This is a genomic window from Allobosea sp. 10L422 (assembly GCF_056395345.1).
Map to the genome: position 1 here is coordinate 63520 of NZ_JBFTJI010000004.1, position 24192 is coordinate 87711.

A 24192-nucleotide genomic window follows, 5' to 3' on the forward strand; every position below is an offset into this window, starting at 1 on the left:
CCTCCGGGAAATCAGCGCGCCGCATGTGTCCCCTGGGCTACGGAAAGGGCGGTCGAGTCGATGGTGTTCGCGGTCGCGGATCGAGCGGCCGTGTGGCTCGCCGTCGCCGGCGGGCTTCCGGCCTCAGGCAGTCCGGACTGGAGGCGGTGTAGCGTGGCGTAGCGCCCGCCCGTCCGCATCAGCGTCTCATGCGTGCCATCCTCGATCAGGCGGCCGCCTTCGATGGTCACGATGCGATCGGCCATCCGCAGGGTGGAGAGGCGATGCGCGATAATGAGCACCGTCCTTGAGCGCGCGATCTGCGCCATGTTCTGCTGGATGATGTGCTCGCTCTCGTAGTCGAGCGCGCTGGTTGCCTCATCGAAGATCAGGATGCGCGGATTGGTCGCCAGGGCGCGGGCAATGGCGATGCGTTGGCGCTGCCCGCCGGACAGGCTGCCGCCGCGCTCGCCGACGATCGTGTCGTAGCCCTCCGGCAGTTTGAGGATGAACTCATGCGCGCCTGCCAGCGTCGCGGCCTCGATCACCTTTTCCGCCGGAAGGGAGGGGTCGGCCAAGGCGATGTTGTCGCGGATCGAGCGGTTGAACAGGATATTGTCTTGCAAGACGATGCCGATCTGGCGGCGCAGCCAGGAAGGATCGATCTGGGCGACATCGACCCCGTCGACCAGAACCCGGCCGCTTTCCGGCACGTAGAGCCGCTGGGCGAGCTTGGCCAAGGTGCTCTTGCCTGACCCGGACGGGCCCACGATGCCGATCATTTGCCCGGCCGGAATATTCAGGCTGACGTCGCGAAGAATCTCCGGCCCGTCGATCCGGTAACGGAACGTGACATGCTCGAAGGAGATGTCGCCGCGGACCGAGGGGAGGGCCGTGCGGCTGGGGTTGTAGGCCGGCTCTGGCGTGGTGTTGAGAATATCGCCGAGGCGGGCGATCGACAGCCGCGTCTGGTGGAATTCCTGCCAGATTTGCGCCAGCCGCAGCACGGGGCCGCTGACGCGCCCGGCGAGCAGGTTGAACGCAATGAGCTCGCCGACCGAAAGGCTGCCGCCGATGACCAGCTTCGCGCCGACATACAGGATCGCTGCGGTCACGATCTTGCTGACGAGCTGAACGGTCTCGCTGGCGACGTTACCCAGGCTCAGCACCCGGAAGCTTGCTGCGACATAGGCCGCCAGCTGCTCCTCCCAGCGCTGTTGCATCTGGGGTTCGATCGCCATGGCCTTGAGCGTTTCGACTGCCGTCACGCTCTCGACCAGAAAGGCCTGGTTCTCCGCGCCACGGGCGAATTTCTCGTCGAGGTACCGACGAAAGAGCGGCGTCACGCCCGCGGATATCGCGACATAGACGGGTAGCGACGCCAGCACGATCCAGGTCAGCTGCGGCGAATAGAAGAACAGCGCGGCGACGAAGACGACCGTGAAGAACAGATCGATGACGAGCGTCAGCCCCGAGCTGGTGAGGAAGTTACGGATGTTCTCGAGCTCGCGCACGCGAGCGACAGAGTCGCCGACGCGTCTCGCCTGGAAATAGCCGATCGGCAGCGCCAGCAAGTGACGAAACAGGCGCGCGCCGAGCTCGACGTCGATCCGGTTCGTGGTGTGGGAGAACAGGTAGGTTCGCAAGGCGCCGAGGACGACCTCGAACACGGCGATCGCCACGAGGCCGAAAGCGAGCACGTCCAGCGTGCTCATGCTTCGATGCACGAGAACCTTGTCGATGACGACTTGGAAGAACAGCGGCGAGATCAGGCCGAAGAGTTGGAGGAAGAACGACGCCACCAGAACTTCGGTGAGGAGCCACCGGTACTTGTGGATGGCGCCCATGAACCATGTGACGTCGAAACGGCGGGCGAGATCGGTCAGCGAAGCCCGCTTCGTCATCAGCACGAGCCGGCCGTCCCAGGCCGCTTCCAGCTCGGCCCGAGACATCATGCTCGGCCGCGGCGCGTTCGGCGCCTGGACGAGGATGCTGTCTTCGCCGCAGCGTCCGAGCAGCAGGAAGCTCCCGTCGCGCATGGCGGCAATCACGGGGAGCGGCGTATGCGCCAGGCGCTCCCAATTCGTCGTTATGGAGCGGGCCTTGAGGCCCAGGCTCTTGGCGCAGCGGATCATCTCCGTGACGCCGATGCGGCGACCTGGAAACTGATGCTGGATCTGCTCCGGGGTTACGCTCACGCCCTGACTGCTCAGGATGAACATGAGCGCGGCCAGGCCGCCATCAGGCAACGGAAGGGTATCGTTATCGGGCTTTTTCAAGCTTTTTGTCCCGCGTATAAATCGTTTGACGCATGCGCGCGGGGAGTTGCCCACGTGCACACTACGACGAGCGTCAAAACGCTCTCATGCCGCGTTGATACGAAGACGCCAGAATTCGGTGTTTCGCTGACTTGGATCGTCGTCTTGGATCGCCGTGCGCCCTTGCGGACGCACGGCGTCAGTCTTGACGCGTCGGATGCCCGAAAGGTGGGAAACCCACCTTTCGGGCCGATGCATTACGCGTGTGACTTCGCGAGCGTCTGGGCGACGTTGTTCAACCATCCCTGCATCTGAGCAGCGGTGGACGTCGCCGAAGGCGCGGCGAAGCTGGAGGCCGCGTACTGACTCAACAGGGCAAGCTTCGGCGTCACCGAGCTGTCGGACGGTGCAGCGCTTGCACCATTGTCCTGGAAGCCGGGGAAGCCAACCGTCTTGCGGCTGCCGAACGTCAGGTCCGTCAGATTCGCCTGGCTGGTGTTGCCAAGTGAAGCGTCCGATGTCGTCGGCAAAGCCGACGACGAAGCGGTCGCGGACGGGTCGACAGTGGACGCCACCGTCGCAGGGGCCGCAAGAGCGGTCGCCGACGAGGTGAGCGCTGTCGTCCGTTGACTGGCCGACGTCGTGCTGACGACAAGCGTTCCGGCGGGCTGAAGTGGCGCACCGGAGAGGTTGACGCTATTGCCTGCCTTATCCGCAACACCACCCAGGTTGTACTTGGTCACCGCAAGGTCGGAGGCCTTCTCACCGGCTCCCACCTTGTAGCTGAACTGCAGGGTGTTGGTGCCGGCGCCGCTGACGTATTTGGCGGTGCCGTTGCTGTTCAGCGACAGGGTCGGCGTACCGTTGACGGTGACCACTTCGTTGAAGTTGACCGAAAAATACACGGTGTCGCCAGAGCGAACGGTGCCGTTTCCGTTGGTGAGACCGGATCCGTTGGCCGCGATCCACTGGACCTTTGGCTTGGTGGTATCGGCCGACGACGTCGCGCTGACGACAAGCGTTCCGGCGGGCTGAAGTGGCGCACCGGAGAGGTTGACGCTATTGCCTGCCTGATCCGTGACGCCGCCCAGATTGTAGCCGGTGACCGCGAGGTCCGAGGCCTTCTGGCCGGCACCCACCGTGTAGTCGAACTGCAAGGTGTTGGTGCCGGAGCCACTGACGTACTTGGCGGTGCCGTTACTGTTCAACGACAAGGTCGGCGTGCCGTTGACGGTCATCGCCTCGTTGAAGTTGACCGACAACCGAACGGTGTCGCCGGCGCGAACCGTCCCGTTGCCGTTGGTGAGACCGGAGCCGTTGGCGGCGATCCACTGCACCTTGGGCTTCGTTGTATCGGCCGGAGTCGTGGGGGTGACCGGCGTCGTTGGGTTTACCGGGGGCGTGGGGTCGATCGGCGCCTGGGTCTGGACAGCCAGCGTTCCGGCAGGCTGATGCGGTGCGTAGGCGACATTGGCAACATTGCCGGCCAGGTCCTTCACCCCCGACAGGTTGAAACCACTGATCTCAAGATCGGCGGCATTCTCGCCCGCGGCAACAGTGTAGTCGAACCGCAAGGTGTCGGTGCCGGAACCACCCACATACTTGGCGGTACCGTTGCTGTTCAGCGACAAGGTCGGCGTGCCGCTGACGTTGACCAACTCGCTGAATTTCAGCGTAAGGCTCACGGTGTCACCGGCTTTGACCGTGCCGGTACCATTCGTGACCCCCGTCCCGTTGGCCGCAACCCACTGCACCGTCGGCGCAGTCGTGTCGGCTGCGGGCGTGGTCGGGGTTGTCGGGTTGGTTGGGGTAGTGGGGTTGGTCGGGTTCGTCGGGTTCGTCGGATTGGTAGGATTGGTCCCCGGATTTCCCGAGCCCGGCGTGCCACCACTCACGGCTTGCAGCAACGGCGTGATGCTCTGCACGTCCTTCAACAACGCAGAGTGTGTTGCCTCGTCGAAGGCGTTGGCCTGCATACGGACGTTGGTCGTGCCGCCGGCTACGTCGACGACATAGGCGCCGTACTGCTGCATGGCCTTGAAGACTTGCTGGCCAAGTGCGGAGAGGCCAGCCGGCATCGGCGTACCCGGCGGAATCGCGAGGTGTTGCCCTTCCTGGACGATGCCCGAAGCGTTGCTGCCGTCGCTGGAGATGGCCTGGCCGACAGCGCCGGGCTTGGCGAGGCCGAAGTCGACCGCGAGCTGCAGCGCGTGATCGATCGATCCATCGTTGGTCTCGTCCTTCACGATAAGGCCGCCGAGCTGGCTCGCGCCGACAGCCGTGATGCCCGCGCCGAGGAAGGGCGACTTGCTGCCCCACCCGTCACCGGTGACGACGTTTTCGGCCCCGAACGAAGCGGCCGAACCGGTCGTGTTACTCGTCCTTTTGAACTGCCAGAAGTTATACGCAACGTCACCGTCGATGACGATCAGTTCGCCATCGGTACCCGCGGCGCCGTTCGCGGCCGCCGGCATGTGAATGCTGATGGTGCCGCCAGGATATCCCCATCCCGGTGGATACGTGACCTGGACAAGTGGATCGGAAGATGAAGCAACATAAACCGAAGGTGAGTAACTGCTCCAGGCGGCGCCGTAATTGTATCCAGTTGATCCGGGCCAATTGAGTTTTGTGAATGTTGCGTCACTAGCAACTTGTGTATTCCAACTCGAAGACGCAGTAAATGGCCGAGTTTCGAGTGAGGTCATAAGCCTATTTTCCTTAGTTTTATATAGAAAGGAACGGGAGCGGAATTAGTAGGCCAGCCGGGTAGTCCTCGCCGTTCCATGGAAACGCAGCGAAATAGACAGGCACGCCGCGCGATTAGCGGTCGGATGACGGGTCATCGCCATATCTGGTGGCGAATCAAAGGCCCATCCACCAGCGAACGTGGCCAGATATCGTGTTTGGAATGTGATGCCAAAATGAAATTGTTTGGGCACAAAAATCTGGGGATATCTTAACTATATGATCCGCTTCTTTGGCTGAACGCTCTATAGAATCAACGATTCTCCCGATAATCACAATGGACATGAGATGCGCGGGGCGCAAGTCTCAAGCGCGAGTGTTTGACAGCTATGCGTTTGATGCAATGCTCTCAGGGCGCTCGTTTCGAGCGGGCCTTGGCTTGCGGTCATCCGGAGGTCACGGATTTCCCTGGCGCCGCTGCCCCAGGCGCTGAAGCAGCGGGGAGATCCGGGCGAGATCCTGCTGCAGCGCGACGATCGTCATCCGGTCGTAGCCATTTGCCTGGGCGCGCAAATTGGTGACGCCTCCGGCCACGTCGATCACGAATGCACCGTACACTTGATAGGCGCGAAAGACTTTTTGCCCGAGAGGCGACAGGCCTCGCGGCATCGCAACGCCGGTTGGAATGCCCAGGCGCTCTCCTTCCTGGACCAGACCGTCCGGGTTTCTGCCGTCGCCATTGATCGCCTCGCCGACGCTGCCCGGTCTCGCATAGGTCGCATCGATCGCAATCTGCAGCGCATGCTGGATATCGCCGCGATCGGTTTCCGCCTCGACCAACAGGCCGGCGAGCTGGCTCGATCCGGTGGCCACGATGCCGGCGCCCAGGAAGGGCGACCTGCGCCCCCAGCCGTCTCCGGTGACGAGGTTCGTTGCGGCGTAGGACTGAGCCGCCGCCGTCTCGGGGCCCGACCGCTTGAATTGCCAGAAGTTATGAACGGTGTCGCCGTCGATCACCAGCAATTCTCCGTCTGTCCCCGGCGCGCCATCCGCATACGCGGGAATGCGGATCTTGAGGGTGCCGGCGGGGAGCCCCCAGCTTGCTGGATGCTCGACGGAGACAACGGGGTCCGATGCTGAGCTCACATGAATGGCGGGAGAATAGCTGCTCCAGGCGACGCCGAAGCGGGCGCCCATTGGCCAATCGATCGCTTCGAAAGTGGCGTTCGGTGCGATGGGCGTGTTCCACGACGAACTGGCCGCGAATGGCCGTTGGCCGAGGGTGAACTGACCACCCGGTCTGTCGCCGAGGGCGATCCGTGTGTCGTCTGCTGAAGCGGATGACCAGCATGCGGCGACAGCGATCGCGAATGGGCAGGCGAGCAGGGCCAGAACCGGGAAGGGCAGAGCTCGCAGGCTTTGCGATATGCGATACGATCCCATCGACCGACTGCCTCAAAAAAACGCCCCCGTATCCAGGCGGCGGTACGCCTTCATCGCTCCGTCCGGACCCAATTGATCTGGCGATTGACGAAGAAGCGGATGAGCGATGGAAGCTTGCGCAGGCAATAGGCTGGCGCCGCCGCCAGCTCACGCCAGGAAATGATCTCCTGTGCGAAACGCCACCACGCGACGCCGATGACCCCTGCGAAGCAGGCGAGCGCGCTCGAGGCGACGACAAGCGGGCTCGCAGCCCCCGTCATGACGAACCATGACAGGCTCAGGCCCCACATCACCACGATTGACAACGCCAGCAGCGTCAGCGGCGGAATGCAGAGGTCGAGCGTGAAGGCGAACAGATTCAGGCTGCCCTTTGATATTGAGTGCCGGATCAGCGGAAAAAAGAACTCTCCGATGATCGCAAGATGGCCATGCTCCCATCGCGTGCGTTGCTGGCGCTTTCCGGTCTCGCCCTGGGGAAGCTGGCTGACGATCTGCGCGTCGGGGCAAAAGGATGGCGGCTTTCCCACAATGGCAAGCTCGGCACCGAATTTCTGATCTTCCGCGAGATGCCCCGTTGCGAGCTCGAGCTGGCTGGCGAGGGAGAAGGGCAGCGCCATCCCCGAGCCCATCAGCTGGCACGGCCACCCCAGACGCGCGGAGCCCAATGGCCGCACGAAGGTCTTGATCGTCCAGGCCAGCCGCGAAACCTTGTCCGCCGGGCTTGGCGATGGAGGCGCCAGCATCGAGTATCGCGCCTGGGCCGGGCGCCCCGTCGCAGCGCATTGCTTGGCCAGGGTTTCGAGCGCGCCGGGCATCACTTCGCAATCGGCGTCGATGATGACGATGATCTGCGGCGGATCGGAGCCGAGCGCCCGGACACCGTGATCGAGGGCATAGCCTTTTCCGATCCGCGTCGTGTCCCGGCGGATCGTCACATCTGCGCCTGCGCGCGCCGCCGCCTGCGCGGTGTCGTCGGAGCAGTTGTCGGCCACCACCAGCAGGCGCCCGACCGGGGGCAATTGAGGCATGATCGAAGCGATCGAGTGCGCGATGATCGCTTCTTCATTATGGGCGGGCATGATGATCGCGAAGCGTGGGCAGGGCGTCGAGAGCGCTGCCGCCAACCGCCGCGTCGGCAGGAGTGCCGCGCCAATCTGCATAGCGAGAAAAGCGACGGCGATCGCGATCAGGAGACCCAGTATGACCAATGCGAAGGTGACCGTTCCGATCACGGCCGTCATGATGACCCTGGCCCCGGAACGTTCGCTGGCATCCGTGCCGTCGCCTCCGCTGCGAGTGCCGCTTGGAGGATTGCTTCGGCAGGCACGCTTCGATCGCGCGGGAGGTTCGCGAGTGCTTTTGTCGGATCGGCCTTGCCGCGGCGTTCGGTGCCGCCCAGCGACCTGGCCAGGACGTCAAGGATCTGTTCGGAAGCGTGGCCGTCGCCGAACGGGTTCTTGGCCTGCGCCATCGCGCGATACGCCTCGGGGTCGGTAAGCAGTTCCTCGCAGGCCGAGACGATTGTATGGACCTCGGTGCCGACAAGGCGCGCAGTGCCGGCTTCGACAGCCTCCGGACGCTCAGTGGTGTCCCTGAGGACCAGGACGGGCTTGCCAAGAGCCGGCGCCTCTTCCTGAACGCCACCGGAATCCGAAAGGATGATGTGGGCGCTGTTCATCGCGAGCACGAACTGTTCGTAGGCAAGCGGCTCGATGAGCGAGACGCGTGCGTGCGAGCCCAGCATCGGCTCCACGACCTGGCGCACGCGCGGACTGAGGTGCACGGGGCAGACCACGCGCAAATTCGGGAAACGCTCGAGCAGGATGAGCACGGCCTCGCAGATGCGCTGCATCGGCTCGCCATGGTTCTCGCGGCGATGCGTCGTCAGAAGCAAGGTCGGCGAGGACGCGCGCGCCAGCGTAGGGGCCGACTTCGAGAGAGTCAGCAGCAACGCATCGATCGCGGTGTTTCCGGTGACCCATATCGTCTCTGCCGGAACATTCTCCTTCAGCAGGTTGTACCTTGCCGTTTCGGTCGGAGCGAAATGATAGTCGGCGATGACGCTCGTTAGGCGGCGATAGACTTCCTCGGGGAAAGGGGCCTGCTTGTCGTAGGTTCGCAGCCCGGCTTCGACATGCGCGACGGGAACATTCTCATAGAATGCGGCCAGTGCGCCGACGAAGCTTGTCGTCGTGTCGCCCTGTACGACGACGACATCGGGTCGGACCTCCGAGATCACCCGTTGCAGCCCTTCCAGCGCAGCCATCGTGATATGCGCCAGGTTTTGATCTTTGCGCATGACGTTGAGGTCGGCGAGAATCGGCAGGTCGAAATAGGCCACGACCTGATCGAGCATTTCCTTGTGCTGGCTGGTGCGCACCGCCAGCATCTCAAAGCGCTCGGCGTCGGCTCGCGCCGTCAGGATCAGGGGGGCAAGCTTGATTGCCTCGGGTCGGGTGCCCATCACGACAAGAATGCGTTTGCGGGAAGCCATCTCAGCCCTCGTTTAGGGTCGCGGGGTCACGCGCCGGAAATGGGAAGCCTGGGCGATCGCGCTCCAGGAAATCAGGCCGAGGAACTGGGAGTTCGTGACCAGATAGCGCCTGAACAGCCGGCGGGGTTCCTGGGCGAGTCGATACGCCCATTCGAGCCCGATGCGCTGGACGAAGGCGGGCGCCCGTTTTCGCAGGCCGGCGATGACATCGAAGCTGCCGCCGACCCCTATGACGATCCGGGCGCCGAGATTGTCCCACTGCTCCTCGATGAAACATTCCTGTCGCGGCACGCCCATCGCGACGAAGAGAAGCCCGGCTCCGCTTTCCGCCACGGCTTTCGCGCGGGCCTCGGCCTGCTCGGGCCCGAAATAGCCATCGGCATAGCCGCGGACATCGAGGCTGCGATGCCGGTTCTGCAGCGCCTCGACCGTCGCGCGCACTGTGCTGTTCTCGGCGCCGAGAAAATAGACGCCGATCCGCTCCTGCGCGGCGCGTGCACAGAGTTGGTCGATCAGGTCGATACCGGTTACGCGCTCAGGCAAAGGCTGTTGCCAGAGATGCGAGGCCCAGACGAGCGGCTGTCCGTCGGCGACCGTCCAGCGCGATGAATCGACGAAGCGCTGCAGCCGCGCGTTCGATCGCATCATCATCAGGATCGCGACGTTCACCGTCGCCAGGACGCCGCGCTCTCCCGCCTGGATGGCCCGAATGAGTTCTTCCACGGTCTGCTCCGTGGAGAGCTTGTCGAAGCGACCATTCAGAATCTGCGTCCGGTCGGGAGGTATTGCTTCAGGTGAGGCAAGCTGAGCTGTGTCTGACGGCATGGAAAATCCCTCAGGCAAAAGTGCTCAAGCGAAGGCAATGGCTGAATCACCAGCCTTCGCGGCGGGGGGGCGTCGCGCATTTGCGCTGCACGCCGTCTGAATAGCTAACGGTCGGAGTCGGTGATTTGTTCGCCGCGAGCCACTTGCCGCTGGCGCGGATGATCTGGCTTATCGCCAAGAAAGCGGGAATGATGACGTTGCGTCATGCATCGAATTGGGTCGGTCAAATGCGCAACCGGTTGCGCTTTTGGTCGGCGATTACGCTCACGATCTCGTGCGAAGACCAAACTTCACCGAACGTAAAGAACCCGCGCCTCTCGCCCGCATTGAGCTTGTGCGGGCGTCGAGAGGCTTTGGAAAACTGCGGGAGCGTTTGGCGAGCCAATGTCAACAAATGTTGTTTCTCCCGGAACCCAGCATCATTCCGCAACTGCGCTCAATCACAGGACGCAGGTGTTTTGGACCGTGGTGGTGGCCGGCCTCGAGATGGTCGTGGTCGTTGCTTGCGCCTATGGCGCATTCGTCGCGTATTCGGCGGCTGTCTACGGCGTGATCTTCTTCCGGGCCGAATATGCCCTGGCTTCCGTCGCGGCGGGAGCGCTGTACGTCGCCCTGTGTCTCGCCGACAACCAGTATGATCTGCTCGGCCCGGAATGGAACGAGCACAGCCGTTCGCGGGGCGGCGCCGCTATCGGTCTTTCATTCGTCATCTTGCTGACGATCGGCTACGTGACCGACAATCTCGACGACTATTCTCGCGGCACGTTCCTCGCGCAGCTGGTGGCCGCGTTGCTGGGCCAGATCGCGATCAGAGCGGTTCTCTGGCAAGTCATTGATCATGTGCGCCGGCGCGGGCAATGGCGCCGGGAAAGTATGGTCGTCTTGATCATGCCCGGCGCACAGGCCGTAGGCGATATTCGCGCGCGGCTGGCGGCACGGCACGAGCATATCCTGCGGTGGTACGACTTTCCCTCGGCGTCCGGGCAGGCGGGTGGCAATGCTTCCCTGGAGGAGCAGCTCTCGGAGATCCGGCGCGAATGCCGGGCGTTGCCTATCGACGCGGTGCTCATTCTGTTCGGCTCGGACAATATGGAGGTTGTCGCCGGCACCGTTGGGGCGCTGTCGGAGCTTCCCGTCCGCATCCAGCTCTTGCCGGTGGAATTGGCCGAGCTCATGCGCCGCAGCCGCATCGGACACTATGGTCAGCAGCGGGTGCTCGAATTGTTCTGCGGGCCATGCTCGTTGCGGGATCGGCTGCTGAAGCGCAGTTTCGATATCATCGTCGCCGCCTCGGCACTGACCCTCCTGTGGCCGCTCTTCGTTGTCATCGCAACCTTGATAAAGCTCGACTCGCGGGGCCCGGTGCTCTTTCGGCAGACTCGTCTGGGTTTCAACAATGAGCCGATTCTGGTTTTGAAGTTCCGCAGCATGACGACTTTGGACGACGCGACCAACGAGTTTCGTCAGGCCGTCCGGAACGATCCCCGCGTAACCCGCATCGGACGGGTGCTGCGGCGGACGAACATCGACGAGCTGCCTCAGCTGTTGAATGTCCTCAGGGGCGAGATGTCCATCGTCGGGCCGCGGCCGCATGCCGTTGCCCATAATCACATGTTTGCAGACCAGATCCGTAGAATGTTCCGCCGGCATAACGTCAAGCCGGGGATCACCGGCTGGGCTCAGGTCAACGGCCTTCGCGGCGAGACCGATACGTTCGAGAAGATGCAGAATCGGATCGAACACGATCTCTACTACGTCGATAACTGGTCATTCTTCTTTGATCTGAAGATCATGGTCCTGACCGTCATATCGAAGCGCGCGTACACCAACGCATATTGAGCGACAAGGGAAGCGTCGATGCGGATCTGTTACTTCGTATCTGAATATCCCGCGGTCTCGCACACTTTCATTCGGCGCGAGATCGTCGAGCTCGAGAAGAACGGGATCTCCGTTCTCCGCGTCTCGCTTCGCAATAGTGGCCGCAAGCTGGTCGATCCGGACGACGTTAGCGAGAAGGGTCGCACGTGCTACATCTTCGACGGCAACCGCGCCAAGTTCGCCGCCGCCTTTGCCGACGCCTTGGTGCAGAGGCCAAAAGCTCTGGCAAAAGCCACTTGGGCTGCATTGAAAATGATGCGGCGCTCAAGTCGCCCGGCACCTCTGCACCTCGCCTATCTTGCCGAAGCGCTGGTCCTCGCGCGATGGGTGCTGCAGGAGAACATTCAGCACGTCCACGCGCATTTCGGAACGAATGGCGCGGAAGTCGCCATGCTCTGCCATATTCTCACCGGCGTGCCCTACAGTTTCACAATACATGGCCCGGATGAGTTCGACAGGCCCGAATATCTTGGCTTGCCCGCCAAGGTGAAGCATGCCGCATTCGTCTGTGTCGTGAGCTCGTTTACGGGAAGCCAGCTTTGCCGTTGGATCCCCCCGGAGGAGTGGTCGAAGATCAAGCTGGTGCGTTGCGGGCTGGACGCCGATTTCCTGAACATGCAGCCGCTCAAAATCGTTCCGAAATCGCAGCTGGTGACGGTCGGCCGCCTGAGCGAACAGAAGGGGCAACTGGTTTTGCTCCATGCCCTTGCGGTCCTGGCGCGCGAGGGCGTGCCGTTCAGGCTGACCATGGCCGGAGACGGTCCGCTGCGGCCGCAACTGGAGCGAAGCATCCGGGAACTCGGGCTGGACAAGCAGGTCGTGCTGGCGGGCTGGATGAGCAACGCCCAGGTCCGCGCCGCGATACGCGAGGCGAGGGCGCTGGTTCTGCCGAGCTTCGCCGAGGGATTGCCGGTGGTCCTGATGGAAGCGCTGGCGCTCGGCCGCCCGGTCATCACGACCTATGTCGCCGGCATTCCCGAGCTGGTCACGGAGCAGGCCTGCGGCTGGCTCGTGCCGGCCGGAAATATCGATCAACTCGCGGGCGCGATCAGGCAATGTCTGATGGCTCCCGACACACTCGTGAAGACCATGGGCTCGGCCGGGCGAAAGCGCGTGCTCGAGCAGCACGACATCGTCCAGGAATGCCGGAAGCTGGCAGCTCTCTTCAGGGCGAAGGCGTTTGATCCGGCGCCGATTGACGGGGCAGACGAGGTCGATGAGCCCGCGAGCGCCTATGAAGCGGCGACCGCCGAGGGTCATGGAGCGAGAGCTGACAACGTGGTCACGCTTCGCCCCGGCCACTCGGCCTGCGCGAATGGGTGATCACGCGGTGATGGGCCACGAGAGGAAAGAGGAGCGCCTGAGTGGTTGACGTCACCGTCATCGTTCCAACGCATAATCGTCGGCACATGCTGCCCCAGGCAGTCCATTCCGTCCTGCGCCAGCACAGCGTTTCAATCGAACTCGTTGTGGTCAACGATGGTTCGACCGACGACACGCGGCCGTGGCTCGATCGCCTCGCGGCTACGGATCCGCGCGTTGCCGTCGTGCATCATGAACAGCCGCGCTTCATATCGGGCGCGCGGAACGCCGGTCTTGCGCGCGCCGCGGGGCGCTGGGTGGCATTCTGCGACGATGACGATCTATGGGCGCCGGACAAGCTGGCTAAACAGCTAGGCGCCTTGCGCGCGGGTTCGGCGCGGTGGGGGTGTACGGGTGTCGCGGTCGTCGACGAGAACCTGGGCGTCATCGGTCATCATCACGTCGAGGGGGGCGATGTGCTGGCAGCTCTGCTCGAAAGCAATCGGATCCCGACGGGATCGACGGTGATCGCCGAACGCGACCTTGTCCGGGAGGTCGGAGGCTTCGACACTGCGCTGCGGGGCTCCGAGGATTGGGATCTCTGGATCAGGCTGGCGCGGCATTCGCCGCTGGCGGCCGTTGACCGGCCCCTGATTGCCTATCGCCTGGGCCGGCAATCGCTGTCGATGAACATCAATCCCATGCGGGCGGGGCGTCTGGTCATCGCCGAGCGGTACGCGGCACTGGCGGCGGCCTACAGCGTCAGCTCGGACGAGGCGGGGCATGAACGCTATCTCGCCAGGCAGCTTCTGCGCGGTGGCGCGCGGTGGCGCGCCGCTACCATTTTCGCGGCGCTCGCGTTCAGGCACGGCAAATGGCGGGAACTGCCGCGCGTCGCCGCCGCGCTGATAGCGCCGCAGATGACGGATCGGCTCGGTCAGGCGCGCGCCGCGGCCGCGGTCCCCATCTCCTGGCGTCAGGAGGTCGAACTCTGGCTGCAACCGATCCGCGATGCCAGCCAGGTGAGCACGCAGCATCCTCGAGCTTGGATCGGGGCCAGGGAGCGGGAAGCATGAAACCGACACTCCGCATGGTCGGCGCTGTCCCGGGCGGTGCGCTTCAGGGCGACGCGGATCGCGTCTCGCCGACCACCTCTGTGCGAGCGGCCAATAGTGAGGCGATCTGGAGCCTGCTGCGCGCCACGGTGTTCGGCGTCCTGCTGATCCGGGCCTCGTCCGACCCGATCTTCAATCTGCTGACGGGAGACGCCGGCGGCTCGTCGATGGGCGTGGGCGCCCTCTTCAATGTGCTCGTGATCGCGCTTTCAGTCGTCTTTCTCGCGCGGGAGCCGATGAGGGCGCCGTTTGCCGTCTTGGCGCTATGGGGACCGTTCCTGCTGATCGCCTTCGGCTCGACATTTTACGCGCCGGACTTCACCGCTGCGGCGCGGATTGCTTTCGTGCTGCTAACCTACTGGGCGTTTTTCGCGATTCCGTTCTTCATCTTGCGGTCGGTCCGCGATGTCTCCCAGTTCGTCCTTGTGGTAATCGGATCGTCCATCCCGCCCACGCTTTACGCGTTTGTCGATATTGCACGCGGTCTCTCCGATTTTGCCGAGTTCCGTCTGCAGAGCACGTTCTCGCATCCGAACATCTATGCCTTCTATCTCGTGCTGGTGCTGGGGCTGGCGCTCTATGTCAGAGCATCGCGGATCATTCGCGTGACACCGCGCATCTACATGCTGGTCACGCTCTACATCCCGCTCCTGACAGCATTTCTGATGCTCACCAAAACGCGCAGCGCCTGGGGCGCGTGCGGCCTGATGTTTCTGGTTTACGCGCTCAAGATCGACCGCCGGTTTCTCGCCGGCTTTCTCCTGGTTCCGGTACTGTTCATCGCAAATCCCAGCCTGATGGATCGGTTGACGGACATCACGGCTGCAACGGAGGTCGACAACTTCGACCAACTCAACGAAAGCAACCGGCTGAACTCATACGTCTGGCGGCAAGCGCTGTGGGAATCCGCGATTCCGCAGGCGCTGGAGCGGCCGCTTCTCGGGCACGGCCTGGAGTCGTTCAAGCCGGCGACGCCGAGCTTCTTTCCGCTGATCGGCCCTCAAGGCATCGACGGCCACAACTTCTATCTGCAGATGAGCTTCGAACTGGGGCTGCTTGGTCTTCTTGCGTTCGCTTGGCTGATTGGTTGGGTGGCCTATCGCCTGGTGAGGGCGATGCCGCGCGATCCGCCAGGACTTCTGGTGATGTTGTGCCTTCTCGTTGCCTATGTGCTTGAGTCCTATTCGGACAACATGCACTTCTATCTGTCGTTCAATTGGTACTTCTGGTTTATCATGGGTACGATGTGTGCCTGGATACGCCGGGAGGAAATGCTTGCGGCGGCGCCCAATAGAAATCGCCGGATGATCATGTAGCGCCGAGCAGGCGCTCGCGTGGCCGGCCGTGTCGCAACGAAAGCTGCCAGCCGACTTCGCTGCCCAACGATCGCGCTCTGGCCGCCGGCTTCAGCAGGTCCGGACGGGGTCGGCTCGTCCCGCCGTTTCCTCGCCTCTCTCCCCGTCGTCAGGTGCTGTCGATGCGGCTTTGAAGCTCCACCGCAGGAACGGAGGCTGATCCTCCAGCGTTTGCTCTGTGAATGCCACTGCAGGCGGACGGCGCCGGGTGGGGGGAAGGTCAGGCGCTGACGTTATCGTCGTATCACGACGCGACCGCGCCGGCAGGGTGCTTCTCCTCATCCGCAAGTTTGTCAGGCCGCGCCGGGCGTAGGAATCGCGGCCCTCTTTTTGATTGAGCCCCATGCTGGACAAGAGCAGCCATCCACCGGTCGTAGAGAGTGCTGAAGGAGCCGGCTACCGGATCGACAGACGGCCGCGGCCGTCGTTCGGCCTGGGCAGCCTCCGGAGCCGCAAACGACTTCTCGGTATCGGTGCGCTTCTATGTCTGGCGATCGCCGGCATCTATGTCGGATCCCGTTCGACGACATACACCGCTTCCAGCCAGTTGCTCGTCTACATCAGACAGGTCCTCACGGGCCCCGATATGGCGGTCCTGCCGGGCCGGGCGGATCTTCCGATGGTTCAGAACCAGATGGAGCTTCTTCGCTCCGGCAATGTGCTGACCCAGGTGATTGACGCGCTGCAACTGACCCAGGACCCAGAATTCGCCGCCGATGGCCGGGCCCCGTCGGGGCCGCAAAAGGGCGATGCCGCGCAGGCTTCCTCGGAAGCGGCGCAGAACGGGCCCGCCTATAGCGCGACGCTGAAAGCGATCAACAGCAAACTCGGCGTTCGTCAGGTCGGAACGAGCCATATGATCACGGTGAGTTTCAAAGCCTCTGACCCCGAGAAGGCTGCGCGCATCGTCAACAGCGTGATCCGTGTCTATCTGCAGGAGCGCGGACGGGCATCGGATGCGGCCTCGTCGAAGGCGCCTACGCTACGCGAGCTCTATCAGAACCTCGGCCCGAGCGCTCAGGTGGTTTCGGAAGCCGAGCCGCCGGTTAAGGCAGACGGACCGCCGGCGATATTGATCCTCGTTGCCGCGGCGTTGTTTGGCCTCTGCGCCGCCGCGGCCGCCGCCATCCTGCTCGACGTGATCAACGATACGGTCCGCAGCGCGCAACAGATGGAATATGTCCTCGACCTGGAGTGCCTGGGCATGGTGCCGCGCTTCCCGAGCCTGGGTTCATCGGGGGAGGACGCCGCCGCCCGGCATCTGTTCGCATCCGAAGCCCAGGTCTTGCGACGCGTGGCTGCTACGTTGCAGGGCACCTCCCTGCGGGGGCTGCGGACGATCGGCGTGACGTCGACTTTGGCGGGCGAGGGGGCAACGACGCTTGCCATCGGCCTGGCGAAGATGGCGGCAGCCTCGGGAAAGCGTGTCCTGCTGATCGATGCCGTACCGGAAAACCCCTCGGTCTCGCGTTGGGCTGCGAGCCTCTCGCGCTCTCCGCTCGGTCCTGGAGCAGATCAGACCGAAGCGCTTGGCCACAGCGTCAAGGCGCAGGCCGGGCTGCATGTCCTCCCGCTGGCCGAACGGCCCGAGGGAAGGCTCCGTCCGATGCGGCGCGATCTGCTGGACGAGATCCTGAGAGCGGCCGAAGGCTCCTATGACCTGGTGATCGTCGATATGCCATCGCTCGTGGCAGGTCCCGAGGTGCGGGCGGCTGCTCAGTCCCTGGATGGCTTCCTGCTCGTCGTGAAATGGGGAGCCACGGAATCCGAGCTTGTCCGGCAGGCTTTTCAATCCACTGGTCAGGCCCGGCCTAAATTCATCGGCACGGTGCTCAACATGGCCGATGAAGCGGCGATGAAACGTTATGGATACAGACGGCCTGAAGAAATGAAGGTCGAGACCGCTTCCTGAGACAAGAAAAGCCGAGCCGCGGTCCGCGGGCATTTACGGAAGGAGAGTATCATGAAGGTCGTGCTCTTTTGCGGTGGTGCCGGCATGCGGCTCCGGGGCTATGTTGATGATGTGCCTAAGCCCATGGTGCAAATCGGCTCTCGCCCCATTCTCTGGCATCTGATGAAGTATTATGCCCATTTCGGCCATAAGGACTTTATCCTCTGCCTGGGCCACAAGGGTTATGCCATCAAGGATTACTTCCTGAAGTATGACGAGTCGATCTCGAACGACTTCGTCTGGTCCCGTGGCGGCCAGAAGATCGACTTCATCAACCGCGACAGCGACGACTGGACGATCACCTTCGTGGAGACCGGCCTGCACGCGACGATCGGCGAACGACTGAAGGCCGTGCAGCCCTATCTGCGTGGCGACGAGTATTTCCTCGCGAACTACGGCGACGGTCTCAGCGATCTGCACCTTCCGACGATGATCGAGGAGATGCGGCAGAGCAGCGCAGTTGGCTCCCTGCTTCTCGTGCAGCCGACGGCGAGCTTCGATATCGTCAGGACGACGCCGGACAGCAAGGTTGCCGAGGTGTCGGCGCTGAGTCACTCCGATATCTGGATCAATGGTGGTTTCTTCGTCTTCCGGAACGAGATCTTCGACTACATCAATCCCGGCGACGAACTGGTGCGGGAGCCTTTCGCGCGGCTGATCCAGCAACAAGCCTTGTTGGCGCATAAATGTACCGGCTTCTGGCAGTGCATGGACACCTTCAAGGACAAGCAGCGCCTTGAGGAACTCAATGACACCAATCCACCGTGGAAGGTGTGGAAGGACTGCGCCGCCGTCTCATGCCCCGCGACGACGCCGGTCGCTCCCGCGGTACCGCAAGCGGCCCCCACGATGCCGCAAGCGGCTCCCACGATGATGCAGGTGGGGTGATCATGCTTCGCCTGAAGCCGGATGGCGGCGGCGCTGCCCCTTTGCAGGTCCTGTGCCTGGGCTGTCACTCCGACGACATTGAGATCGGTTGCGGCGGAACAGTGCTGCAGCTCGCAGCGGAGCGCCCGGACGCCGTGTTCCATTGGGTTGTCTTTAGCGCGAACGGGGTTCGCGCATCGGAAGCGGAAAGCGGAGCGCGACAATTCGTCGACCCCGCCCGCATGAAGCGGGTCATCCTGAAGGATTTTCAGGATGGCTACATGCCTTTCGTCGGAGCCGACATCAAGAACGTCTTCGAAGAGCTCAAGCGAGAAGTGTCTCCGGACATCATCTTCACGCACAACCGTCACGACTCCCATCAGGATCACCGGCTGATCGCCGAGCTGACTTGGAACACGTTTCGCAGTCACCTGATCCTGGAATACGAGATTCCGAAGTATGACGGCGATCTCGGGCAGCCGATCGTCTTCAATGCTCTTTCAGACGATGTCTGCGAAAAGAAAGTCGATTTGATCCTCAATACCTTTAAATCCCAGAGCAACAAGCATTGGTTTGACCGCTCGACCTTCATGGCACTGATGCGGCTGCGCGGAATCGAGTGCAACGCGCCCAGTGGATATGCCGAGGCATTCTATGCCCGAAAGTTGATGCTCTGAACCGGCACTCGAGAACAAGATGCAGGACTTAAAGAACAGAACTGCGCGCGCCGGGCTGATCAATGTCGGCGCGCGCGGGCTCGGCTTCATGATCCGCATCCCGTCGCTCATGATTCTGGGGAGACTGCTGACGCCGGAAGACTATGGCCTGGTCACCATGGTGACAGCCTTCACCGGTGTACTCAATATGGTCGGTTGCTTCGGTTTGTTTCAGGCCGCCATTCAGCGCGACGAGTTGAGCGAAGAAGAGTCCTCGTCACTGTTCTGGCTGAACATGGCATCCGGCACCTTGCTCACGCTGATTACCCTCGCAGCCTCCCCCCTGGTCAGCGCGTTTTACGGCGAGCCGCGCCTTCTCGCGATCATGGACGTGATCGCCTTCACCTTCGTCATCACCGCCGCGGGCATCCAGCATGGCGTGATGCTGCAGCGGCGGATGTCGTTCGGGACCTCGGCGAAGGTCGATATCTGCGCTTTGCTGATCGCGACCGCCGTGTCGATCGAGATGGCCAGGACCGGCTACGGCTATTGGGCGATCGTGTCGATGACCATCACGCTGCCGCTCGTCACGACCATCGGCTTGTGGCTATCGACACGCTGGATTCCAGGCCGCCCGCGGGGCGCGGCCGGCCTGCGTTCGATACTGCGGTTCGGCATCGGCACGACGCTGACCGGTTTCCTCTCCTATGTCACGAACAATATCGACAAGCTTCTGCTTGGCCGCGTCTGGGGCACCGAAGCCGCCGGGCTTTATGGTCGCAGTTTCTATCTGATCAATTTTCCGACCGAGAGTCTGAGCACCACCATCGGGGAGGTGGCTTTTGCTGCGCTGTCGCGGACCAAGAGCGATCTCAACCGCTTCCGGCGCTTCTTCCTGAAGGCCTATTCGCTGGTGGTGACGTTGACCTTGCCCCTGACGGTCGTCTGCACGCTCTTCGCCAACGATCTGATCGTGGTGGTCTTGGGGCCGAAATGGGCGAGCGCTGCCGAAATATTCAGGATCCTTGCTCCGACGATCCTGGTCTTTGCAATTTCCAATCCGCTCGGCTGGCTGCTCAATGCGCTCGGCATGGTCAAGCGCGGGGTGTATATCGGGCTGTTCTCCGTCTCACTTATGATCACGGGCGTGCTGATCGGGCTTCCTTACGGCCCACGCGGTGTCGCAATGGCCTATTCCGCCGTCATGGTGCTCAAGGTGATCCCGGTGACCATTTGGGCGCTGCGTGATACCGGGGTTCGATACCGTGAGTTTGTCGGGACACTGGCGAGACCGCTGGCTGCGAGCCTGGTCGCGGGAATGATCGCTTATGTGGTGCATGCGCTCGCCGCGCCGGCGTTGTCGCCGCTGTCGCGTCTTGCGCTGGATCTGGGCTCGTTTGGCGCAACCTATGTCGCGGCACTGCTTCTCATCGCAGGTGAGAAGGCACTGCATCTTGATCTCTTTCGCAACGCGGGAGCTACGTCTCCCATCTGACGCAGCTGCTACTCCCGCGGGCCCGGCGCTCGCTACCACGGCAGCCGATATGCCAAGCAGGCGAGGTCGCGAAATCCCCCGGTTCAAAAAGGAAATTCATATTCGAGTACAGTCTTGTGCCGGAACTCCGGAAATATGACGGGCATTGTTGATGTACAGGGGGCAGAAATTTAGAGGTGGCGCATGCACTTCGCGAAGACAAGCGTCGATGGGGCGATGGTAATCGAACCCGCTCCGCATGCCGATATCCGCGGGCGTTTCATGCGCGCTTGGTGTCTCAAGGAATTCGCCGATCAGGGGATCGCGTTCGAGCCTGTCCAGGCGAATATGGGGCGCAGCACGAAACGCGGGACGGTTCGCGGAATGCACTTCCAGGAAGCGCCGGCCAGCGAGGCCAAGCTGGTGCGCTGCACGCGGGGCGCGATGTTCGACGTGGTCCTGGATCTGCGGCCGGATTCGCCGAGTTACGGCGCCTGGCACGGCGTGGTGCTGAGCTGCGACAACGGGCGCATGCTCTACCTACCCGAGGGTTGCGCGCATGGATACCAGACCCTCGAGGCGGATACCGAGATGCACTACATGACATCGGCCTTCTATGCGCCGACGGCTGTCAGGGGCGTGCGCTTTGACGATCCGGTCTTCGGCATCGTGTGGCCCTTGGACGTAACCGAGATTTCTGAGCAGGACCGCGACTGGCCGCCGGCAGCACATGTGCTCGGCCATGTCGCCTCTACCCCCTATCTGACCGTGTGACGGATGTTGCGGGTTTTTTCGGATGGCCTCGTTCGACGATGTCACTGCGCCGGCAGGACGTCGCTGCGGCGTGACGTGGTGCGAACAGCAACTGCGGCGGCCGATCGGGATGGTGCAGGCTTCGAGGCGCCGCGTCTGCGTCGAGGCAGCCTCGTGATCTAAGGAGCTGTAGCGCAGCCGAGCACGTCCGTGGGCCCTGAGGCGCTTCAGAATAGACGATGACGTGATCAGTCTGGAGCTAGATCAGCCATGCTGAATCGTTCTTTCTGGCAGAACCGCAAAGTGTTCGTCACCGGACACACGGGCTTCACCGGCAGTTGGCTGTCATTGTGGCTGGATGCGCTCGGGGCGGAGGTCACCGGCTACGCGCTCGAGCCGCCGTCCGAGCTGAACCTCTTCGAGCAGGCGAGGGTCGGCGAATGCGTGCGCTCGATCCGCGGCGATGTCCGGGATTTCGCTCACCTCAAGTTGGCGCTCGCCGAATGCAGGCCCGACGTGGTCATCCACATGGCCGCCCAGTCGGTGGTTCGCAGCGGCTATGAAGAGCCGGTCGAGGTCTATGGGACGAACGTCATGGGCACTGTCCATCTGCTGGAGGCGGTGCGCCAGCTCAAGCGCCCCTGCGTCGTGGTCAACGTAACCAGCGACAAATGCTACGAGAATCAGGAATGGGTCTGGGGCTATCGCGAAAGTGATCCGATGGGTGGTCACGACCCGTATTCCAATTCCAAGGGCTGTGCCGAGCTGGTGAACAGCGCTTATCGCGACTCCTATTTCTCGCCGGAAACCTTGTCCAAGCACGGCGTCGCGTTGGCGAGCGTTCGCTCGGGAAATGCCATCGGAGGCGGTGACTGGACCGCCAATCAGCTCATCCCGGATCTGGTCCGGGCTTTCCTGGGGCGCCGGCCCTGCCGCATTCGCAGCCCCTCGGCGATCAGGCCCTGGCAGTTCGTCATGATGCCGCTCCACGGCTACCTGCTGCTGTGCGAGAGGCTCGCCGAGGACGGAGCCCGCTACGCATCGGGATGGAATTTCGGGCCGGTGGAGACGGATGCCAAGCCGGTTTCCTGGATCGTCGAAAAGCTCGTGAAGCTATGGGGCGACGGCGCCTCCTGGACGCTCGACGCGACGGCTCATCCCGCAGAAGCGAAGCTGCTGCGTCTTGATACCGCCAAGGCGAGGGCGGCTCTCGACTGGCATCCGGTCCTCCAGCTCGATCAGGGCCTGGCCTGGACCGTCGAATGGTATCACGCCTTTCAAGGAGGGCAGGATCTCCAATCCCTTACGCGCCGACAGATCGAGCGCTACGAATATCTGCTTCAGGACTATGCCGCGCAGGACGCGGCCAGAACGCGGCCCAAACCAGCTGCGCCGATGCCTTTGCTTCCGATGGCCAAAGGTTGACCTCGTAAAGGAGCGCGGCACCCAAAGGACGTGCATCCATGCCAAACGTCATCGTGCTTGAAAACGGAATGGCCGGCCGCGGTCCGGCGGGCGGCCTCTGGGACGAAGGCATGGCGCCGGTTATCCGTGACAGGAATTCGCACGATGGCGGGAATACGATGTGGTCAGGCCATGAGCCGGCGTCAGCCCATCCGCAGCCACGCCAACGCGAATTTTCGAACGGCATGCGGAGGAGTTGCGACGCACTGATCCTGTGCGTGCTGATGCGCGGCGCTTCGCCTTCGCGGCGATGCGGAGGAGCTAAGGCGCGCGGCGGATCACCTGATACCGGCATGGACGAAGTCTTGGCTCGTACGGGCAGTCGCGACGTTCGGTTTAGAGCGTCTTTTTCTGACGGGTTGTCTTATGTCTTATAAAGTAAAAATGGATTCGATCCGATATAATAGAATGCCTCCAAGAGGTCATGCAATATGAAAAATAAACATCGTCCGTTTGTAAGCGTTGTGACGCCGTTGGGGGATGGCGGTGAATTCTTTCGGGAGTGCATCGAGAGTGTCATTTCGCAGACTTATAATGATTTTGAGTACATTATTCTGAGTAATTCAGCGGATGAAGATAGTTTGCGTGTTGCTGACGAATATAGTCGGCGAGACAATCGCGTTAAAATTTATAAAAACAAAGATATGCAACAAGGTATTGCGGGATATAATAAAGCTTTTGAATTGATTTCAGAGAAAAGTAAGTATTGCAAGATGGTTCTGGGAGAGGATTGGATCTACCCGGAATGCCTGGAAAAAATGGTGGGTCTCGCTGAGGAGAACCCGAATGTCGGTATTGTCGGTGCGTATCAACTGAGTGGCGGCCGGGACATATGGTACGTCCGGAATCTCGGATTGCCGTATTCGAAGACCGTTATTTCGGGTCGAGACATTTGTCGTTCTTACCTCCTCGGGACGCAGAGAGTGTTTGGAAACCCGACATCGGTTCTATATCGCTCGGATCTGGTGCGGAATACTGAAGCGTTCTTTCCCAACCCGACTCAGGAAGCAGATATCAGCGCCTGCCTTAAGCATCTGCGATATGCGGATTTCGGTTTCGTGCATCAGGTTCTCGCGTACGAACGAATTCATTATCGCAGAGCAACGACCTCCTCTCTCGAATTCAATGCCTATGTCTCGGCAGAGATCAGCGACTGCCAGGAATATGGCGACTGGTACCTGACCAGACGCGAACGCGAGGAGCGTATCGGGGAGCTGCTGGACCAATACTATTCGTATTTGTCCGCCAGTGCGTTCAAATTCAAGGATAGGAAATTCTGGGATTATCACGCCGAGCGCCTGCGTGATCTCGGATATCAGTTCGACGGGCGCAAGCTGTCCATGGGAATTGTGGCAAAAGCATTCGATCTGATCTTGAACCCGAAAGAGACATTCCAGATGCTGAGCGGGCGAATTCGCTTGCACTATATGCTGAGAGGTGCGCGCGCGACATCGAAAGGTGGATGACGCTCGACCTCAAGGGTTTGCTTCAATTTGGCTCGAAGCTCGCTTCGGTCGAGAAAGTCGAGTGCGAACGACGCCCGGAGCAATTTCATGGAATTTCCAACGGGCGGAGTGTTGGGAATTCTCACAGGGTCGTTTGCGAGATTGCCGATGGCCGGCATGTTGGGGTGGCGGCCATGTTCCAGGCTTGAAGAGCCGACTTTGATCGCACCCAGCAGCGCTGTTCTTGT

Annotated in this window: 18 protein-coding genes; 12 read left to right on the top strand and 6 right to left on the bottom strand. The window is 62.1% G+C overall.

What is annotated here, in order from left to right; all coding sequences use genetic code 11:
• Positions 1–11: 11 nt before the first annotated feature.
• From AC1DEZ_RS10400 to AC1DEZ_RS10425, 6 genes are all read right to left on the bottom strand, one after another.
• Positions 12–2258, bottom strand: coding sequence for a type I secretion system permease/ATPase (locus tag AC1DEZ_RS10400; protein ID WP_441511255.1), 2247 nt, complete (start codon positions 2256–2258; stop codon positions 12–14).
• Positions 2259–2494: 236 nt separating this feature from the next.
• On the bottom strand, positions 2495–4711 hold the full coding sequence (locus tag AC1DEZ_RS10405) for a hypothetical protein (protein WP_441511256.1): 2217 nt from the start codon (positions 4709–4711) through the stop codon (positions 2495–2497).
• 667 nt (positions 4712–5378) lie between these two features.
• Positions 5379–6365: a hypothetical protein gene (locus AC1DEZ_RS10410; protein WP_441511257.1), complete on the bottom strand. Its 987-nt coding sequence runs from the start codon at positions 6363–6365 to the stop codon at positions 5379–5381.
• A 50-nt stretch (positions 6366–6415) separates the two neighbouring features.
• On the bottom strand, positions 6416–7606 hold the full coding sequence (locus tag AC1DEZ_RS10415) for a glycosyltransferase family 2 protein (protein ID WP_441511258.1): 1191 nt from the start codon (positions 7604–7606) through the stop codon (positions 6416–6418).
• Positions 7603–8859, bottom strand: coding sequence for a non-hydrolyzing UDP-N-acetylglucosamine 2-epimerase (wecB, locus tag AC1DEZ_RS10420; protein WP_441511259.1), 1257 nt, complete (start codon positions 8857–8859; stop codon positions 7603–7605). Before wecB ends, AC1DEZ_RS10415 begins: the two co-directional genes overlap by 4 nt.
• Before the next feature lie 12 nt (positions 8860–8871).
• Entirely contained in the window at positions 8872–9582 is a 711-nt protein-coding gene (locus AC1DEZ_RS10425) for a WecB/TagA/CpsF family glycosyltransferase (RefSeq protein WP_441511260.1), read from the bottom strand.
• A gap of 555 nt (positions 9583–10137) precedes the next feature.
• Here AC1DEZ_RS10425 and AC1DEZ_RS10430 point away from each other — a divergent pair.
• From AC1DEZ_RS10430 to AC1DEZ_RS10485, 12 genes are all read left to right on the top strand, one after another.
• Positions 10138–11523, top strand: a complete 1386-nt coding sequence (locus tag AC1DEZ_RS10430; RefSeq protein ID WP_441511261.1) for an exopolysaccharide biosynthesis polyprenyl glycosylphosphotransferase — start codon at positions 10138–10140, stop codon at positions 11521–11523.
• An 18-nt stretch (positions 11524–11541) separates the two neighbouring features.
• Complete coding sequence (locus AC1DEZ_RS10435) at positions 11542–12885, top strand: glycosyltransferase (protein ID WP_476779680.1); 1344 nt, start codon at positions 11542–11544, stop codon at positions 12883–12885.
• Between the two features lie 41 nt (positions 12886–12926).
• A complete protein-coding gene (locus AC1DEZ_RS10440) occupies positions 12927–13940 on the top strand; it encodes a glycosyltransferase family 2 protein (protein ID WP_441511263.1) in 1014 nt (337 codons plus the stop codon).
• The gene (locus AC1DEZ_RS10445; protein WP_441511264.1) at positions 13937–15295 is read left to right on the top strand and encodes an O-antigen ligase family protein; all 1359 of its coding nucleotides are present in this window, start codon (positions 13937–13939) and stop codon (positions 15293–15295) included. Before AC1DEZ_RS10440 ends, AC1DEZ_RS10445 begins: the two co-directional genes overlap by 4 nt.
• Positions 15296–15677: 382 nt before the next feature.
• Complete coding sequence (locus AC1DEZ_RS10450; RefSeq protein WP_476779681.1) at positions 15678–17246, top strand: hypothetical protein; 1569 nt, start codon at positions 15678–15680, stop codon at positions 17244–17246.
• Between the two features lie 51 nt (positions 17247–17297).
• The gene (locus AC1DEZ_RS10455; protein ID WP_441511266.1) at positions 17298–18173 is read left to right on the top strand and encodes a glycosyltransferase family protein; all 876 of its coding nucleotides are present in this window, start codon (positions 17298–17300) and stop codon (positions 18171–18173) included.
• A gap of 2 nt (positions 18174–18175) precedes the next feature.
• Positions 18176–18829 (top strand): PIG-L deacetylase family protein, encoded by a 654-nt coding sequence (locus AC1DEZ_RS10460; RefSeq protein ID WP_441511267.1) that lies wholly within the window; start codon positions 18176–18178, stop codon positions 18827–18829.
• A gap of 19 nt (positions 18830–18848) precedes the next feature.
• On the top strand, positions 18849–20303 hold the full coding sequence (locus tag AC1DEZ_RS10465) for a lipopolysaccharide biosynthesis protein (RefSeq protein WP_441511268.1): 1455 nt from the start codon (positions 18849–18851) through the stop codon (positions 20301–20303).
• A 183-nt stretch (positions 20304–20486) separates the two neighbouring features.
• Complete coding sequence (rfbC, locus tag AC1DEZ_RS10470) at positions 20487–21056, top strand: dTDP-4-dehydrorhamnose 3,5-epimerase (protein WP_441511269.1); 570 nt, start codon at positions 20487–20489, stop codon at positions 21054–21056.
• Positions 21057–21305: 249 nt separating this feature from the next.
• Entirely contained in the window at positions 21306–22460 is a 1155-nt protein-coding gene (rfbG, locus tag AC1DEZ_RS10475; RefSeq protein ID WP_441511270.1) for a CDP-glucose 4,6-dehydratase, read from the top strand.
• Positions 22461–22930: 470 nt separating this feature from the next.
• Positions 22931–23965: a glycosyltransferase family A protein gene (locus AC1DEZ_RS10480; RefSeq protein WP_441511271.1), complete on the top strand. Its 1035-nt coding sequence runs from the start codon at positions 22931–22933 to the stop codon at positions 23963–23965.
• Positions 23962–24153 (top strand): hypothetical protein, encoded by a 192-nt coding sequence (locus AC1DEZ_RS10485; RefSeq protein WP_441511272.1) that lies wholly within the window; start codon positions 23962–23964, stop codon positions 24151–24153. Before AC1DEZ_RS10480 ends, AC1DEZ_RS10485 begins: the two co-directional genes overlap by 4 nt.
• The last annotated feature ends 39 nt before the right edge of the window (positions 24154–24192 follow it).